This is a genomic window from Sphingomonas sp. 4RDLI-65 (assembly GCF_049472435.1).
Taxonomy (GTDB): Bacteria; Pseudomonadota; Alphaproteobacteria; order Sphingomonadales; family Sphingomonadaceae; genus Sphingomonas.
Window position 1 is genome coordinate 1 of the sequence record NZ_JBCEBT010000007.1, and the last position, 17,487, is coordinate 17,487.

Below are 17,487 nucleotides of genomic sequence, written 5' to 3' on the forward strand. Positions count from 1 at the left end.
AGCTCGTCAGGCTCATAACCTGAAGGTCACAGGTTCAAATCCTGTCCCCGCAACCATACCCAACGACAATCCTAGCCCCGTAGCGCAAGCCACGGGGCTGGCGTCGTTTCTGGCCTTGCAGCATCGGCGCGCCCAGCCATTCGAGAACGGCGCCGAACTCGCCATCCCGGTAGACCGTTACGCTCCAGATTAGCGTCGCCGCTGCCGCCGCCGCGAACGGCGCGCCGGACTGGTTTTGCAAAGGAGGCGGCGAGAAATGCGGGCGGGTCGTCCGGCGATCCTCTGGGTGGTTATCGCTCCTATCGGGTTGCATCCGGCCAACGGCTCACGCTTCAAATGCGTCGTGGCCGTTGTGCCTGTCTGCGACCAACCCCCACGCGAAAGAATGGGAGCAGACTGTCGAGGTCTGAGCTTCCGGTGAAATCGACATTCGACGGCAGGGGAAACGCAGGATCTCCCTTTGGCCAATGCGAGATTTCTGGTAAAGTAGAATCATGGATATCAGGAACGCAGTCGCGGGACTTTCTGCTCTGGCTCACGAGGGACGCCTGACGGTGTTTCGTATGTTGGTGCAGGCGGGCCAGACCGGCATCGCTGCTGGCGAAATCGCGCGGAGTTTGAAGGTTCCGCCAAACACGCTTTCGGCAAACCTTACCATCCTGTCGCACGCCGGGCTGATCGACAGCCGTCGCGAAGGCCGATCGATAATCTACTCGGCAAGGTACGAGACCATGACCGAATTGCTGGAATATCTGATGAAGGACTGTTGCGGCGGATCGCCTGAGATTTGCGCGTCACTTGCCGATGTCGTTCTGCGTAGCCGGTGCGATGCGCAGGCGGTCGCGTGACCGCGGCCATCACAGATGGGCTGTTGCTGTGCACGCATGACAGCGCACGCTCGATTTTCGGCGCGGCGATCGTCGACCGGCGGGGGGAAGGGCGGCGGTGCAGCAGGGGAAGTCTGCTCAAGCTGGTGGAGAGCGCCGATCGAGGTGCCCGACTGGTCGAACTGGTGATCCTGAGACGTGACGTTCCTGCAATGGCTATCCGCCAATGCTTGCAGGACATTCACGACAATGCCGTCGAAGACTAAAAAGGCGAAATCCGCACATGACCGACGTCACCATTTTTCACAATCCCGCATGCGGCACCTCGCGCAACACGCTGGCGATGATCCGCAACGCCGGCATCGAGCCGCACGTCGTCGAGTATCTGAAGACTCCACCGTCGCGCGCCTTGCTGGTCGAGCTGATCGACCGGGCCGGGATGCGCCCCCGTGATCTGCTCCGCGAGAAGGGTACGCCTTATGCAGAGCTGGGCCTGGGCGATACGTCGCTGTCCGACGACGCGCTGGTGGATGCGATGATGGCGCACCCGATCCTCATCAATCGACCGCTGGTCGTCTCGCCGCTCGGCGTGAAGCTGTGTCGCCCTTCGGAAGCGGTGCTGGATCTGCTACCTGAGCCGCAACAGGGCGCGTTCACGAAGGAAGACGGCGAACAGGTCGTCGACGCCTCGGGTCAGCGCGTCGCCTGATGCTGCTTGCCATCGCTATTTTTGTCGCCACGATCACGCTCGTCATCTGGCAACCCAAGGGGCTCGGCATCGGCTGGAGCGCGATGGGGGGAGCCGTGGTGGCGTTGCTCGCCGGGGTCGTCTCGCTGCCCGACGTGCCGGTGGTCTGGGGCATCATCTGGAACGCGACCGGAGCCTTCGTCGCGATCATCGTCATAAGCCTCCTTCTCGATGAAGCCGGTTTTTTCGAATGGGCGGCGCTGCACGTCGCACGCTGGGGCAAAGGGAACGGCCGTTGGCTGTTCGTCCTGATCGTGCTGCTGGGCGCCGCAGTATCGGCACTGTTCGCCAATGACGGTGCGGCGCTGATCCTGACACCGATCGTCATCGCGATGCTGCGTGCACTGGGCTACAAGGACAAGGCGACACTGGCGTTCGTGATGGCGGCCGGCTTCATCGCCGACACCGCCAGCCTGCCGCTGGTCGTCTCGAACCTCGTCAACATCGTGTCGGCCGACTTCTTCAGGATCGGCTTCGGCCACTATGCCAGCGTCATGGCCCCGGTGAATCTCGTGTCGATCGCGGCGACACTGGGCGCGCTGCTGCTGTTCTTTGGGCACGATATCCCGGCAACCTATGACGTCACCGCACTTCGGCGCCCGTCCGAAGCGATCCGCGACCTCGCAACCTTCCGCGCCGGCTGGGTCGTGCTGGCGCTGCTGCTGGGAGGCTTCTTCCTGCTCGAACCACTTGGCGTGCCGGTCAGCGCCGTCGCCGCTGCCGGTGCCATCCTGCTGCTGGTGATCGCCGGCCGCGGTCACGTCATCAAGACCGGCAAGGTGCTGCGCGGCGCGCCGTGGCAGGTCGTGATCTTCTCGCTCGGCATGTACCTCGTCGTGTACGGCTTGCGGAACGCCGGCCTGACCAACCATCTGGCGGCCTTGCTCGATCGGACGGCGCAAGGCGGCGTCTGGGGTGCGGCGTTCGGCACGGGTATTATCGCGGCGGTCCTGTCGTCGGTCATGAACAACATGACGACCGTTCTCGTCGGCGCGCTGTCGATCGACGCAACGCACGCGACCGGCGCGATCAAGGACGCGATGATCTATGCCAACGTCATCGGCTGCGACCTCGGGCCCAAGCTGACGCCGATCGGATCGCTGGCGACGCTGTTGTGGCTTCACGTCCTCGGGCAGAAGGGCATCAGGATCGGCTGGGGTTATTACTTCAAGGTCGGTGTGACGCTGACCGTCCCGGTTCTGCTCATCACTCTCGCGGCGCTTGCGCTGCGGATCGGGTTCGCCTGATGCCGGTGCGCGATCTATCCGACCCCGATCATCTTCCCGCCCTCGATCGCCGCTATGCGGTCGAGCGGCCGGCGCTGGGGCTTGGTGCCGGCGATCCGCCCCCGCGTATCCTGCTGCTCTATGGCAGCTTGCGCGAACGCTCCTATTCGCGACTCTGTGTCGAGGAGGCAGCGCGGCTGTTGCGTTTCTTCGGATGCGACACGCGCATCTTCGACCCGTCTACCCTGCCGCTGCCGGATCAGGTGGCGGGAGACGATCATCCGGCGGTCCATGAGCTGCGTCAGCTATCGCTGTGGTCGGAGGGGCAGGTGTGGTGCAGCCCGGAGCGGCATGGGCAGATCACCGGCATCATGAAATTGCAGGTCGATCACCTACCCCTGGCGATTGGGGGCATGCGCCCGACCCAAGGGCGCACGCTGGCGGTCATGCAGGTTTCGGCCGGATCTCAGTCGTTCAACAGCGTCAACACGCTGCGCGTGCTCGGTCGCTGGATGCGGATGGTGACAATCGCCAACCAGTCGAGTGTCGCCAAGGCGTTCGAGGAGTTCGATGCCGCCGGTCGCATGAAGCCATCGAGCTATTATGACCGCATCGTCGACGTGATGGAGGAGCTGGTGCGCTTCACCGTGCTGTTACGCCCACATGCCGGCCGGCTGGTGGATCGCTATTCCGAACGCAAGGAGGCGGGCGTTCCGATCGATCCAGGCACCGACTTGTCCGCCATCGCGCTTGGCTCGCGGAGCGGAACCGACCGCTGACGATGCATATCCTGGCCATCGGCGGAAGCCGCGCCATGCCCCGCGCTACGCCAAATAGCGACCAACAGAGGAATGTAATCCTTTACATAGGCCATTTATTACAATAATACCGATTCAAACTGACGCTAAGACGTCGGGAAAGGAGAGGTGAGCATGATCACAGCATATGCAGCGATCAGGAAAGCACATGAATTTTTCCGATGAGATCGGACAAGGCCGTTATCTGGTCGAGCCGAGCCGCGATCGAACATGGCGGTGAACGAAGTACTGACAAGCGTGCCAGGCTGACTTCAGCGGAGGGTTGTCTATTGTGCGTTCCCGTGGTTCGTCGCAGGCAATCAAGTCGATATTGCGACGAGATACTTCGGTGTACCCTTAAAAGAGGGTGGGCTGAAGATATCGGCGGGAAGCGATGCGCCGATCTTGTAAAGGTTGCGCGCGACGAAAAGGCGCGTGGGGCCGGCAACGCAATCTGCCCATTGGCTGCACAGCCTGCGCATGCCCCGGCCAATTTCTTCGTGACCGACAGCGTGGAGCGGCCGCAAGCCCAAGTGTACGTCCTTGGCTCACGTTCGCCGGTTTGCCTGCAAGAACCGTCGACCCGGAGGTCGAAACGTCGCGGGGCACCTTATCCCTATAACCTTCCAAATGGGCGTCTGCTCTATCCGGGGCCGACGGTCGGCGTACCGCAGCAGGACTGGCTTACCGGCAACGATCAGCATCGTTCATTTGGATGAACACGGCGTCAGCAGGATTTTGTAAATGAATATTCGTCCAGTCCTAATTGGACGTGCGCTTCGTGAATTTAAATGAGCGTTCTAATTCAAATATCGCTCAGCAAAACACATTCCAATTCTATCAAAAACATCGAGCAATTATAGCTTGAGAAAAAAACATAGACGAATCTGATTAATTTGGATCGATACAGGGAGAGGCAATATGAAGCTACTTACTGCACGTGCTTGTCTGTTGCTTGGCAGCGTATTCGTCACCACGCCCGCGTTGGCACAAGAGGTAACCGCACCCGCGCCCGGATCGGTGCAGGAGGGCGCCACCGCGCTCCCGCAGGATCCGACTCCCGCCGCCGCCGAACCCGGCCAGGACAATCCTGCCGGAGGCGACGAAATCGTCGTCACCGGTATCCGCAGCAGCCTGGCCAATTCGGCGCGCGTGAAGCGTGACGCGCAGCAGATCGTCGATAGCATCAGTGCAGAGGACGTCGGCAAATTCCCCGACTCCAACATCGCCGAATCCCTCCAGCGCATCACCGGTGTCGCGATCGACCGGTCGGGCGGCGAGGGCCAGTTCATCACCGTTCGCGGCCTCGGCCCGGAGTTCAATACCGTGTTGGTCAACGGGCGCGTCATGGCGACCGACAATCCGGGACGCGAATTCTCGTTCGACGTGCTGTCGTCCAACATGATCCAGCGCACCGACGTGTTCAAATCGAATGTGCCCGAGCTTCAGGAGGGTGGCATCGGGGCCACCGTCAACATCATCACCGCACGCCCGCTGTCGGGGCGCGACGGGTTCCATTTCTCGGCCTCCGCCGGCGCGATCTACGACACGTTGCGCGACAAGGCCGGGCCGGATACGTCGGCGACCGCGTCGTGGACCAACACCGACAAGACGTTCGGCGTCGTGCTGTCCGGATCGTACACTAAGCGCAAAAACCAGGAAGACACGATCGCGATCGACGGCTGGATCAACGGCCGGCCCGATATCATCTCGGTGATCGGCGGCACGCCGACGCTGATCACCGGCGCCGACCCGCGATACCCGGCAACGGGCAACGTCAACGTTCCCCAGAGCCTGTATTACCAGCGCTCGCAGGAAGAGCGCGAGCGGATCAACCTCGCCGGTGCCGTCCAGTTCAAGCCGCGCGACAATCTCGAGATCACCGTCGACGGCATCTATTCGAAGTTCACCGTGTCAGGCGTGGTCCGCAAGATGGATAACTTCCTGTCCGCGCCCTATTTCCAGCCGACGTTCGACAGCAACGGGACGGCGACCGGGCTCGGCATGATCGGCGGCGACTTCATCGCCCAGAACCCGCAGTTCCTGGCGGACAATCGAGACAGGCTGACCAACAACGGTCTCAATTCGAAGATCGACCATGTCTATAATCTGACGAAGCGTGAGTCCGAGGCCTATCAGTTCGGCGGCAACATCAAGTGGAACCCTGCCGAGGACGTCGAAGTGCGGTTGGACGCGTCCGTCACCGGCGCGAACCGTGTCTCGCCGAACCAGTATCTCGTGATCGGTGCGTTGCTGCCGTACAGCTACCAGTTCAATCTCAACCCTGGCCAGGGACTGCCGACCGCAACGTTCGACAACGCGATCATCAACGATCCCAATCGCATGCGGCTGCATTACATGGGCATCGACACCAACCGATCGCGCGATCGCGGCTCCGAGTTCCACCTGGATACCAAGTACGACATCCAGGATTCGGTGCTGAAATCGGTGCAGATCGGCGGGTCCTATACCGAGCGGCGCAAGATCAATCGGCAGTTCAACAACAGCGACTCGAACTGCACCTATTGCGGATACCAGGTACCGATCGCGTCCGGCCTGCTGGAGGGCTACGACTGGACCAACCTGCTGGGCGGGGGGCAGAATATTCCGCCGTCGCTGTTCCAGTTCGATCCGCAGGCGTTCCTCGCCTATCTCAACGACCCCGCCACTTTGTCGATCCCGACCAACGGCCGTACGCCCGCGCAGCAGGCTGCCTTCGCGCAGCAGCTCCTCGCGCTGCCGGGGGGACCGTTCGGCGTACGCGAGCAGCTTCGCGGTACGGTCAACGTCCAGGAGAAGCTGACCGCGGGCTATATCAGCATGCAGTTCGGCGGCGAGCGCTGGGCCGGTAACGTCGGCGTCCGCGTCGTCCAGACCGACGTCGTGTCCTCGGGCTTCGACACGCCCGTCATCAACATCGCCAACACGCCTGGCGACGACACGCTGCAGTTCACCTACGGGCCGGCGACGGCGGTGTCGGTCCGCAACAGCTACGTCAACGCGCTGCCGTCGGCGAACATCCGGTTCAACGTCACCGAAAAGCTGCTCGCGCGCGCCGCGTTCTCGCAGACCGTCACGCGCCCGACGCTGACCGATCTCGGCGTCAACAACGACTTCGGCGGCCGTATCTCGGTGCCGCAGTCGAGCGGCGGCAACCCCAGCCTGCTGCCGTTCAAGTCGACCAATTACGACCTGTCGGTCGAATGGTACATGACCCCGGTCAGCTATGTCAGCGTCGGCGGGTTCTACAAGGATCTGAGCAACTTCCTCGAACTGCAGACGCTGCCGGTGAACCGGTTCGGCCGCGTGTTCCAGGATACCCGCACCCGAAACGGGCAGACCGGCTATATCCGCGGCATCGAGGTGGGCGCGCAATATGCGTTCGACTGGCTGCCCGGCTTCGCCTCGGGCTTCGGTGTCACCGGCAACTACACCTATGTGGACAGTAAGGTTCAACGTGAGGACACGCTCGCCGATTTCGACTGCGGTTATAACGGGCTGTCGCCGCATTCCGCCAACGGCAGCGTGTTCTACGAGAAATACGGCATCTCGGCGCGCACGTCGTATAATTGGCGCTCGGATTATCTGCGCCAGTGCCGGTCGAGCCAGGGCCGTCCGCGCAACCGGTCGTCCTACGGCCAGCTCGACTTCAACGTCGCCTATGACCTGACCTCCAATTTCCAGGTCTATGTCCAGGGCGTCAACGTCACCAACGAGCGGGTGAACGAATGGTCCGCCGTCGAGGACCGGTTCCTGGCGCTCCAGGAAACCGGCGCACGCTATAATTTCGGTGTGCGCGTGAAGTTCTGATCTTTGGATCCGATTCCGAACCACGGCCAAGCAGATGCGCTTGGTCGTGGAACGGGTAGGGTGCTCCGTCAGCGTGTTATCGATCTTGTCGTTGTCGCGACGACGGCGAGGCGTCAGGCATACCGGCAGAGGCCATCAAAAATAGTCTGGCGATTGCCGCATCGGCCGCCGACTTGCCAAGCAGTGCGGGCGAAGACCGATGCGAGCGTGCCTTCCAGCGCCTGGCTTGCGGCGCAGGGTTTCGAAGCTCATGCAGGTGCTTCCGTAGATTCCGCAGATATCGTCGTTGCGACGTCACGACGGGTGGTATGAACGACCGGCATCGTCATGCTAGCCAGACGCGGCGTTGCCAGTGGAGGTCGGGCCTGACACAAAGGCAAGACCATTATGGGACCAAACGATGACAACGGGGGAGCTGACCGGCATGGCGATACAGGATGGCGCATCCACTGCGAGCACCGCGACCGCCAAGCCAGCGTCCTTCGATCGGGGTGCACGACTGGGGATCAGCCTGTCCGGTACCAATCTCGAACGCGCGGGCGATTATAACCAGCGCACCGTGCTGCAGGCGATCCGGGTCAGCGGCGAAGCCAGCCGCACCGACCTGGCGGCGATCACGGGACTAACCGCCCCGACGATCGCGAACATCACGCGGCGGCTGCTCGACGCCGGACTGATCAGCGAAGCGGGGCGGCGGCAGGGCGCGCGTGGCCAGCCCGCGGCACAGTTAGTGATCAATCCCGCCGGTGGCTTTTCGATCGGCATCAACATCGACCGCGATCACATCACGATCGTGTCGCTCGATCTGGCCGGCACCGTGCTGACCCGTGCGACGCTCGAGGTGGCGTTTGCTATGCCCGATGCGGTCGTCGCGTGGCTGCGCGACGAGGTTGCCGCGATCCGCGCGTCCAAGCTGATCGACGAAAGTCGCATGCTGGGCGTGGGAGTCGCGATGCCCGACGATCTTGGCCGCGTGACGTTGCCGCATCGGCCATCCGCGTACGAGAATTGGAACGACATCGACGTACAGGCGATGGTCGAGGATATCGTCCCCTGGTCCGTACACGTTGACAACGACGCGGCCGCGGCGGCGATCGGCGAGGCGCAGTTCGGATCGGGCATGGTCCTGAGCAGCTTCTTCTACGTGCTGGTCAGCGCAGGCCTGGGTGGCGGATTGGTGATCGACGGCAATTATTTTCGCGGCGCCGGTGCGCGCAGTGGCGAGATCGGATTCATGCCCGACATGACGCGGCGTGCGGCGGGCCAGACGGTACAGGAAACCGTGTCGCTGTCCGCGCTGTATGCGAGGCTGGACGCAGGCGGATGCGAGGTCGAAGGCGTCGATGCGCTGACCCGCGAAGATCCGGCGGTGACGGTGATCGTCGAACGCTGGATCGAGGATGCAGCGCAGTCGCTGATCGAGCCGCTGATCGCGGTCAGCTGCTTGGTGGATCCGGGTGCGGTGCTGATCGGTGGCCGCCTGCCGGCCGTACTGGTCGATGCGCTCGTCGATCGCCTGAATACGATGCTTGCCGATACCGCGCTGCCGTCTGTGGCGCGCGTGATGCGGGCGGCGATGTCGGACGACGCGCCAGCGATCGGGGCAGCGATCCTGCCGTTCCTCGATCATATCCTGCCGTCCGAGGCGATCCTGATGCAGGTCGGACGCAATGGCCGATCCGATTAATGCAATTTGTCTTTTTAATCTGCAGCAATCTGGCTAGGTCGAGTCGACAATAGCCGCAGCGACAGAGCGACGGTGGGAGAGACAGGCGCCAGACGATCCCGATCGCTGCGCCGAACACCGCGCCTCGCGTTCCCATCCGATCTCGACGTCGCGTGACGGCGCGCGGAGGGAGACACGGACGATGGTCCAGATTGGTATCGATTTCGGCGGCACGAAGATCGAGGCGGCGGCGCTGGATGACGATGGCCGTTTCCTGAGCCGGTTGCGCGTGCCGAATCCCGGAGATTATGACGACGCGGTGCGCGATGTCCGCGCGCTGGTGCAGGCGGTCGAGGCCGAGGCGGGGCAGCAGGGGACGATCGGCATCGGTACGCCGGGATCGATCTCGCCGCGCACCGGGCTGATGCGCAACGCCAACTCGCTGTATCTGAACGGGCGCCGGTTTCGCGAGGACCTGGAAATCGCGATCGGCCGGCCGGTGCGGATGGCGAACGACGCCAACTGCCTCGCTCTGTCCGAAGCCGTCGATGGCGCCGCCGCCGGTGCGCGCGCCGCGTTCGCGATCATCGTCGGGACGGGATGCGGCGGCGGCCTCGTGATCGACGGGCGGATCGTCGAGGGTGCGAACGGCATTGCCGGCGAATGGGGGCATGTGCCGCTGCCATGGCCGAACGAGTCCGAGTTTCCGGCGCCGGAATGCTGGTGCGGCCAGCGCGGCTGCCTGGAAAGCTGGGTGTCGGGCACCGGGTTTCGGCGCGATCACGAAACCGTCACCGGCCACGCGCTGGAGGGGGAGATGATCGTCGCTGCGGCGCGTGCGGGCGACACCGACGCCGCGGCGACGCTGGAACGCTATGTCGATCGCCTCGGTCGCGCGATCGCGTTGATCGCCAATCTCATCGATCCCGACTGCGTCGTGCTGGGGGGCGGCATGTCGAACGTCGCCGAGATCTACGACCGGCTGCCCGATGCGGTGCGTCGCCACACCTTCTCCGACGGCTGGGACGCGAAGATCGTCCAGGCCGTCTGGGGCGACAGCAGCGGCGTCCGCGGCGCCGCCCGGTTGTGGCCGGCAGGGACTTAGGATCCTCCCCCGGGCGGGGGAGGATTATTGCCTCCGTCGCTTGGAAGCTTGTTTCCCGGCGAAGGGGGGAGCCAGTATGGGCTCCCGCCTTCGCGGGAGAACAAGGAGGCGCTACGGCGCGGTCCGCAACCCGCACACCTCGCCGCGCAGATCGTTGCCCGGTTGCGGGCCGCCGTTGACGAAGCCCAGATAGGTCTTCGTCGCCAGATCGTAGCGCTTCCACGCCGGAAGCCCCGCCGCGTTCGGATTTCCGGTGCGCGCGAACGACAGCCAATAGGCCTGCATCGGCGGCGCACCCGCTTCGAGGTCTTCGCTGCCCGCCATCACGTAGCGGATTTCGCTGCCGTGCGTCACGGGCTTGGCGTCGGGCGCGCTATAGTCGAACTGATACTGCCAGACCGGCTGGCCCGCGCGTGCCCGTGCCGCGGCGACCACGGTCACCGGGCAGCGGAAATTGATGTCGTTCGACAGGATCAGGTCGAGGTCGCCCATGCGCGGATCGGCGACCGGGATCGCGTCGATACCGTACGCTTTTCGCGCGAACGCGGCGTTGCTCCCAAAGGCTTCCGCGATCGTCTCGCCGGCGCGCGATACGCCGCCGTGGAGCGTCAGTTCCCGCGCGTTGCTGCCGACGATCAGCGCGGCGGGGTTGCCGCCTTTCCCCAGGGTTTCGGCAGGGGTTTCGGTCAGCACGCGACCGTCGACGATCGCCTGGAGCCAGATGAAGCTCTTGTCGGCGAGTCCTGGCACCTCGACCGCCTCGGTCGCGGCGATCAGGTCGGCCATCGGGAGTGCGCGGAGGGCGGCGGCCGTCTGCGGGATACCGGCCTTCGCCGCGATCAGGGTGCCGAGGCGTTCGTTCTCGGCGAGACTCCGCGGCGGGGTACCGAAGCCCAGCGTGCCGCTTTCCTCGATCGCCTTGGCGAACAGCCCGCGCGAGCCTGGGCTGAGCAGATGCAGGCCGATGTCCATCGCGCCCGCGCTCTCGCCGAACAGCGTGACGTTGCCGGGATCGCCACCGAACGCGGCGATGTTGGCGCGGACCCAGCGCAACGCCGCCTGCTGGTCCATCAGCCCGTAATTGCCCGAGGCGCCGCCGCCTTCGCGGGTCAGCGCCGGGTGCGACAGGAAGCCGAGCGCGCCGAGCCGGTACTGGATGCTGACGAGTACGACGCCCTTGCGTACCAGCCCGGACTGGATCGTGCCCGCGCCGCCGCCGGCGTAGTTGGAGCCGCCATGGATCCAGACCATCACCGGCAGCGGCTTGGCCGGCTTGAGGTCGGGCGTCGCGACCTCGAGATACAGGCAATCCTCGCTCGCGAACGACGCCGCTTGCGTGTTCCAGCTGCGATCGACCTGCGGACAGGACGGCGCGGACTTCGTCGCGTCGCGCGCGCGCGTCCAGCGCCGCACCGGCTGTGGCGGTTTCCAGCGGAGCGGGCCGATCGGCGGCGCGGCATAGGGGATCCCGCGAAACAGGTGGCGGCCGTCCGCGGTGACCTCGCCGCGCAGCGCGCCCTGCTGAGTCGGAACGACCGTGGCGGCGAGCAGCGCGGCGAGCAGGATCACTGGGCGATGACCGCGCGGGTCGGGGCGGGCTTGGCCAGCGCTGCCTTGAACGCGCGCTCGGCGACCGGCGCCATCACCGCATAGCCGGCGGGTGTCGGGTGGACGTGATCCGACGACAGCCCCTCGCGCATGCCCATGGTGCCGGGCGCAACCAGTGCGGACCAGTAATCGGCATAGGTCGACCCGGTCGCCGCGGCATAGGCCTTCAGCCACGTATTCATCGCGACGATCTTGCTGCCGGTGTCGAGACCCGGACGCCACGGATACTGGTCGGCGGGCGGGATCGAGGCGAGGATGACGCGGATGCCGTTGGCCTGCGCCAGTTCGGTCATCGCGCGGATATTCGCCTTGCTCTCGTCGGGCGTCATCGGTCCGGTGTTGAACGCGATGTCGTTGGTGCCGGCCATGATCTGCACCACGGCGGGCTTGAGCGCGATGACGTCGGCGGGGAAGCGCACGAGCATCTGCGGCGTGGTCTGCCCGCCGATCCCGCGACCGATCCGACCGCCCTTGAAGAACGCGGGGACCTGATCGAACCAGCCCTGCGTGATCGAATCGCCGATCAGCACGATCCGCGGCTGGCCCTTGACGGGCTCGGGCAGGGCGGCGTTCGCGTCGCGGTACCGGCCGAGATAGGCCCAGTCGGTGTGCAGCCGCTCCTCGGCCTCCTTCGCCCATTGCGCCTTCTGCTCGGGCGTGGGGTCGGCGGCGAAAGCGGGCGCGGCCACGGCAAAGGCGAGCGCGGCGAACAACAGGCGGGTCGGTTTCATCGGGTTTCCTTTATCGGATCGGCACGAGGCGGATCGCGCCGCCGCCCGATCCTGCGAGTTTCAAGGCAAGCGTATCACGCGCAGTGACGATGCGGGTGGTGGTGACGACTTCGGTCGGTGCAGCGCCGTCCTGCCAGATCGTCGCGGTGAAGCGACCGCTGCCCAGGAAGTCGAGCGGCACGTCGAGCATGCGCGGCGTCTCGTTAGTCATCGCGCCGACGAACCAGTCCTTGCCCGATCGCCGCGCAGTGACGATCCGCTCGCCGATCGCGCCCGAGACGACACGGGTCTCGTCCCAGCTCGCCGGCACGGCGCGCAGGAAATCGAAGCCCGCGGCCCCCGCATAATTGTCCGGGCTGTCGGAGACTCCCATGAACGGGCTGTCGAACACGACGTACATCGCCAGCGCCTGGCCGCGCGTCGTCTGCACCATCGGCGTCTGCGGCTCGATACGGAACGTCGCCGGCGTCGCGTTGCGAAAACCCCCCGGCGTATAGTCGTACGGCCCGGCCAGACCGCGCGTGAAGGGGAGCGTGACGTTGTGCCGCGCGGTGATGCGGCGGGTCCATTTGTTGTATTCGGCGCCGAGCACGCCCTCCTGCGTCAGGAACTGCGGCCAGGTCCGCGTCGCGCCGGTCGGGTGATACGCGCCGTGCAGGTCGAGCATCAGCTGATGCTCGGCACTCGCCTTGAAGATCTTCTGGTAGAATTCGACGATCTGCTGGTCGCTGCGATCCATGAAGTCGACCTTCAGGCCCTTGATCCCCATCGCCGCATAGCGCGCGAACGCCGCGTCCATCTTCGCATCGAGCACGCGCCAGTTCGCCCAGAGCCACAGGCCCACCTTGCGGTCGGCGGCGTAGCGGACGAGGCCGGGGAGGTCGATCGTCGGGACGATCGTCATGATGTCGGCACCGGGATACACCACCGGACCGCCGCCGCTGTTGATGTACCAGCCCTCGTCGATCAGCATGTAGGGCAGGCAGTTGGCGGCGGCGAAGTCGATATAGGCCTTGATCGTCGCGTCGTTCATGCCCGCCTTGGGCAAGGCTTTGAGCGTCGGGCCGTTCCACCAGTCCCACGCGGTTTTGCCCGGCTTCACCCACGAGAAGTCGCCCTGCGGCGCGGGGTTGAGGCTGGTCAGGATGGTCGACTCGATCAGCTTGCCGGGCGTGTCGCCGAGCATCACCACGCGCCACGGCGTGGTCAGCCCGGTGGTGCGGACGTCCGCCTTCACCGCGATCGCCGGATCGTCGAGGCGCGGCGTCAGGCGGGTAACGAAGCCGAGCGCACCGGTTTCGCGACCCGTCAGGTAGGAGCCCGAATACTCGCGCAGATCCGCCTCGGTCAGCGCGAAGCTCGTATCGCCGACACCGGTGCGACACGTGACGGGCGTCTCGAACAGATTGTGCGGGCGGACCTGCGATGCCTGGACCTGATCGTATTCGCCCTCATGGCTGGTATCGAAGCGGCCGAGGTTGAGGCCCCAGCAGTGATAATCTGTGGGAAAGGCGAATTCGGTCAACTCGCCCGCCAGCCGCAGGTCGGTGAAACCGGGCTGGACCGGCAGGCGGTAGCGGAACGCGACGCCCTCATCGTACGCGCGGAACACGATCTCGAGCTTGCGATGTGCGCCGCCCGTCTCGGTCAGCCCGAGCGTCAGTTCATTGTAATGATCGCGCGCGGAGGATGTCTTGCCCGCGAGCAGCCGATAGCGCGTGTCGGCACTCGCGCGGGTCGCGGCCGAAACCGCGGTGTCGGGCCCTAGCTTTTTATACCCCTCGAACGCGAGGCCGAGCGGGGACGTGCCGATGATCGGCCGCCCGTGAAAGGCGATGGCGTAGGTCGGCCCCCTGGTCGCCGCGTCCTGGCCGATCGTGACGTCGATCGCACCATCGGGCGACAGGAGATGCCGGTCCTGCGCCGATACCGAGGCGGCGGTGCACAGGAGTGCGAGGGCGAGGAGCGTCTTCATCATTGTACCTTCACGACGGTCGGCGTCACGTTCCAGCCGCGCAGGGCGACGGTCGTTCGACCCTTCGCCGCGGACATGGGATAGCGGATTTCGATGCGGCGGCGCGTGCCGGGCAGCAGCGACACGTAGTTGTCGGTGAAATACGCGGGCAGCACCTGCGTCCCGTCGGCGTTCATCACCGTCAGCTTGGTCGCAAGCGCGGCGAACGGCCCCGTATTCGACAGGTCGAGCGTCGTCGCGATCTCGTCGCCGTCGCGGCGGCTGGTCGCGGTCGATGTGAGGCGGACCTTCGCCATCGTCGTCATGCCGCGATAGGCGGCGTCGTCGGCCCCTTGCCAGTAGACGTTCTGCGAGACGATTTTCCCCGCGGCGTCGGTCACGTCGAGCGACACCAGCACCATGCCCTGTGCGAGCAACGGCGCGAGATCGAGCGTGAAGGCGTCGGCGACGAGGCCTGCGCCCGCGCTGACGGTCGCGCGCTGCTCGGCGAGCACGCGGTTGTCGAGCGACGTCACCTTGGCATGAACCACCGCGCCCGTAAGCGCCGGGCCGTTGTTGACCAGCACGACCTTGTGATCGGGCAGGTTCATCTGGACATGGACCGGCTCCGACGCCTTCTTCGTCCCGTAGAACGCGGCGTGCGTGTCGTAGTCGGACGAGAAGATCTGCCATGCCGAGGACGGCCAGGCGGGCTGCGTCATCCAGAGCATCCGTGCCGAGTTGGTCGTCCAGAGCCCGGCGTTGAACCCCTCGAAGATCGCGCGGTAGGAGTCGTACTCCATCATCTGCGCCTTGCGTTCGAAGTCGGGCAGGCTGGTCCCCGCGCCATAACGCGTCGCGAGCGCATCCATGTACGTCTTGACCGCGCCGTTCCCGGTCTGGTGCCAGTCGTGATACGCCCACGCATCGCCGATCGGCCACAGATCCGCCTTTGGGATCGCGCGCGTCCACGCCTCCAGCGTCGGGAAGCTGGGCGTGCCGAGTTCGACCGAAAACCCCTTGGCATGCTCGGTGAAATAGCTCGCTTCGGGACGCCAGTTATACGGCCCGCTATTCTGCAAATTCACCCGGTTCGACGAGCCCATATACAGCCGCGTCCCGTCGTCGCGGTTGACGATGCCCTGCAAAGCCTCGTTGAGGATCGGCTGCGGCACGCCTTCGTTGCGGCCGAACCAGACGACGATCGAGGGGTGGTTGCGGAATCGCTTTACCACGTCCTCGGCGTTGGCGGCGAACAGCGGCACGTCCTGCGCCTCGATGTTGTAGTCCTGCGTCGATTCCCAGAAATCGTTGAGGATCATCAGCCCGTGCTCGTCGGCGAGATCGTAGAAGGTCTCCTCGGTGTTCTGGCCGACCCAGTTGCGGATGATGTTGAGGTTGGCGTCCTGATGCAGCCGGAAGAACGGGAGCAGGCGCTCGCGCTCGGTCCGCTTCATGAAGTCGTCCATGCCGATGTTGCCGCCACGCGCGGCGATCCGCACGCCGTTGACCTTGATCAGCAGATACGGCGCGAGGCCGGCATCGCCGGCGATCGGCGTCACCGCGGGCGAGGTCTCGGCGCCGGGGACCAGCGACGCGGCCCAGCCATTCTCGGTCTGGCGGATACCCTGGTGCGTGCCGTCGACGATCTGCGTGTGGAGCGCGCGCGCCTTGGACAGGTCGATGCCGACGCGGCGCAGCGTATCGGTCTTGTCCATCAGCGAGATTTCGTACGTCACTTGCCGCATGCCGAAGCGCAGCGTCTTTGTATCCGAGACCGCATTGTTCACGGCGGTTGTCAGCGTCAGGTCGTGCAGCGCGGGTGCACCGTAGCCGTTCGGCCACCAGAGCTTCGGGTTGCGCACCGCGAGCGCGGGGAACTCGGCGGGGGTCATCTTGACGTCGGCGCTGGCGCGCGGCGCGAGCGGCACCGACTTGTTGACCGTCACGTCGTCGAACTTCGCAGTGACGGTGGCGGTCGTCGGCTGGTCGGTCAGGTTGCGGACAGGGACAGTGATCTCGACGTTCGCTACGCTGTTGTTGGGATTGGGCAGGGTCGTCACGACCTGCGCATCGCCGAGTGCGGTGTCGCCGGTCGCGATCAGGTCGACGCCCTGCCACAGCCCGGTATTGCGGTCGCGGATCGACGGGATCCAGTCCCAGCCCTCGGTCGCGACGAAGGTCGGGCCGTCGAGCATCTGCATGCCGCCATTCTCGCCGACGCCTGCGGTCATCGATTCCTCGTGCGCGAGGCCGGGATGCGGCGGCGGCGACACCTTCACGGCGATGACGTTGCGGCCGGGGGCGAGCTTGCCGGTGACGTCGAACCGACCGCGGATGAACGCGCCCTTCATCGTGCCGAGGCGCGCGCCGTTCAGCCAGATTTCGGCGGCGTAGTTCACGCCCTTGAAGTTCAGTTCGAGATGCTTGCCGACCGTCTCGGCGGGGATGTCGATCTCGGTCCGATACCAGTAATCCTGCCGTGCGAGGCGTTCGGGGATCGCCATGTTGTTGAGCCCGAACGCAGGGTCGGGATAGACGCCGCGATCCACCAGCGTCGTCAGCACGGTGCCGGGCACGGTGGCGACGTACCAGGATTTCGCGTCATAGCCGGCGCGCGATACCGCCGCGCCGTCCGCCTGCGCGGTCGGGGCTTCGGCGAGCCGCCAGCCGGCGACGGTCCACAGTCCGGGCGAGCGTTGTGCGAGGGCCGGGCCGCGCGGGGCGGGCTTGGCGACCGGCTTCGACAAGGGCGCGCGGCTGCGGGGTAGCGTGGCGGGGTCCTGCGGGGTGACCTGGCCGAGCGACTGGCGGACCTGGACCGGCCATTCCGACCGAACCGGGTCGCGTTCGGCGTAACCGGAGGGGAGCGGCGTCTGGGCCGCCGCGGTAGACGCGAGCAGCGACGCGAACGCGGTGGCGCCAAAGATACGGATCGAGCGGTCGGTCATCAGTCATCCCCTTTTCGGCAGCCGGATCTCTGGCCGGGCTGCACGATCGAGACGCCAAAAAGCA

At 65.2% G+C, this 17,487-nt stretch carries 13 protein-coding genes; 9 read left to right on the plus strand and 4 right to left on the minus strand.

Going from position 1 to position 17,487, the window contains the following annotated elements; genetic code table 11:
• The 9 genes from VH567_RS14405 to VH567_RS14445 all read left to right on the plus strand — a co-directional run.
• A partial coding sequence (locus VH567_RS14405) for a hypothetical protein (RefSeq protein ID WP_423326949.1) occupies nt 1-193 on the plus strand: 193 nt, incomplete at its 5' end.
• A 301-nt stretch (nt 194-494) separates the two neighbouring features.
• A complete protein-coding gene (locus VH567_RS14410; protein ID WP_423326950.1) occupies nt 495-848 on the plus strand; it encodes an ArsR/SmtB family transcription factor in 354 nt (117 codons plus the stop codon).
• The gene (locus VH567_RS14415; RefSeq protein ID WP_423326951.1) at nt 845-1,093 is read left to right on the plus strand and encodes a hypothetical protein; all 249 of its coding nucleotides are present in this window, start codon (nt 845-847) and stop codon (nt 1,091-1,093) included. Before VH567_RS14410 ends, VH567_RS14415 begins: the two co-directional genes overlap by 4 nt.
• Nucleotides 1,094-1,110: 17 nt before the next feature.
• Nucleotides 1,111-1,536 carry an arsenate reductase (glutaredoxin) gene (gene arsC, locus VH567_RS14420; protein WP_423326952.1) on the plus strand — a complete coding sequence of 142 codons (426 nt, stop codon included), beginning with the start codon at nt 1,111-1,113 and terminating at the stop codon, nt 1,534-1,536.
• A complete protein-coding gene (locus VH567_RS14425) occupies nt 1,536-2,822 on the plus strand; it encodes an arsenic transporter (protein WP_423326953.1) in 1,287 nt (428 codons plus the stop codon). The genes arsC and VH567_RS14425 overlap by 1 nt, the downstream gene beginning before the upstream one ends.
• Complete coding sequence (arsH, locus tag VH567_RS14430) at nt 2,822-3,580, plus strand: arsenical resistance protein ArsH (RefSeq protein ID WP_423326954.1); 759 nt, start codon at nt 2,822-2,824, stop codon at nt 3,578-3,580. The genes VH567_RS14425 and arsH overlap by 1 nt, the downstream gene beginning before the upstream one ends.
• A 939-nt stretch (nt 3,581-4,519) precedes the next feature.
• Entirely contained in the window at nt 4,520-7,408 is a 2,889-nt protein-coding gene (locus VH567_RS14435) for a TonB-dependent receptor (RefSeq protein WP_423326955.1), read from the plus strand.
• A gap of 400 nt (nt 7,409-7,808) precedes the next feature.
• A complete protein-coding gene (locus VH567_RS14440) occupies nt 7,809-9,095 on the plus strand; it encodes an ROK family transcriptional regulator (RefSeq protein ID WP_423326956.1) in 1,287 nt (428 codons plus the stop codon).
• Nucleotides 9,096-9,276: 181 nt separating this feature from the next.
• On the plus strand, nt 9,277-10,179 hold the full coding sequence (locus tag VH567_RS14445; protein WP_423326957.1) for an ROK family protein: 903 nt from the start codon (nt 9,277-9,279) through the stop codon (nt 10,177-10,179).
• Nucleotides 10,180-10,290: 111 nt separating this feature from the next.
• Here VH567_RS14445 and VH567_RS14450 read toward each other — a convergent pair whose 3' ends face one another.
• Genes VH567_RS14450 through VH567_RS14465 form a run of 4 tightly spaced genes read right to left on the minus strand, consistent with a single transcriptional unit; the run spans nt 10,291 to nt 17,423 of the window.
• On the minus strand, nt 10,291-11,748 hold the full coding sequence (locus tag VH567_RS14450; RefSeq protein WP_423326958.1) for a carboxylesterase/lipase family protein: 1,458 nt from the start codon (nt 11,746-11,748) through the stop codon (nt 10,291-10,293).
• A complete protein-coding gene (locus VH567_RS14455) occupies nt 11,745-12,518 on the minus strand; it encodes a GDSL-type esterase/lipase family protein (protein WP_423326959.1) in 774 nt (257 codons plus the stop codon). The genes VH567_RS14450 and VH567_RS14455 overlap by 4 nt, the downstream gene beginning before the upstream one ends.
• A gap of 10 nt (nt 12,519-12,528) precedes the next feature.
• On the minus strand, nt 12,529-14,493 hold the full coding sequence (locus VH567_RS14460) for a glycoside hydrolase family 97 protein (RefSeq protein WP_423326960.1): 1,965 nt from the start codon (nt 14,491-14,493) through the stop codon (nt 12,529-12,531).
• Nucleotides 14,493-17,423 (minus strand): glycoside hydrolase family 2 protein, encoded by a 2,931-nt coding sequence (locus VH567_RS14465; protein ID WP_423326961.1) that lies wholly within the window; start codon nt 17,421-17,423, stop codon nt 14,493-14,495. The genes VH567_RS14460 and VH567_RS14465 overlap by 1 nt, the downstream gene beginning before the upstream one ends.
• Nucleotides 17,424-17,487: the final 64 nt, after the last annotated feature.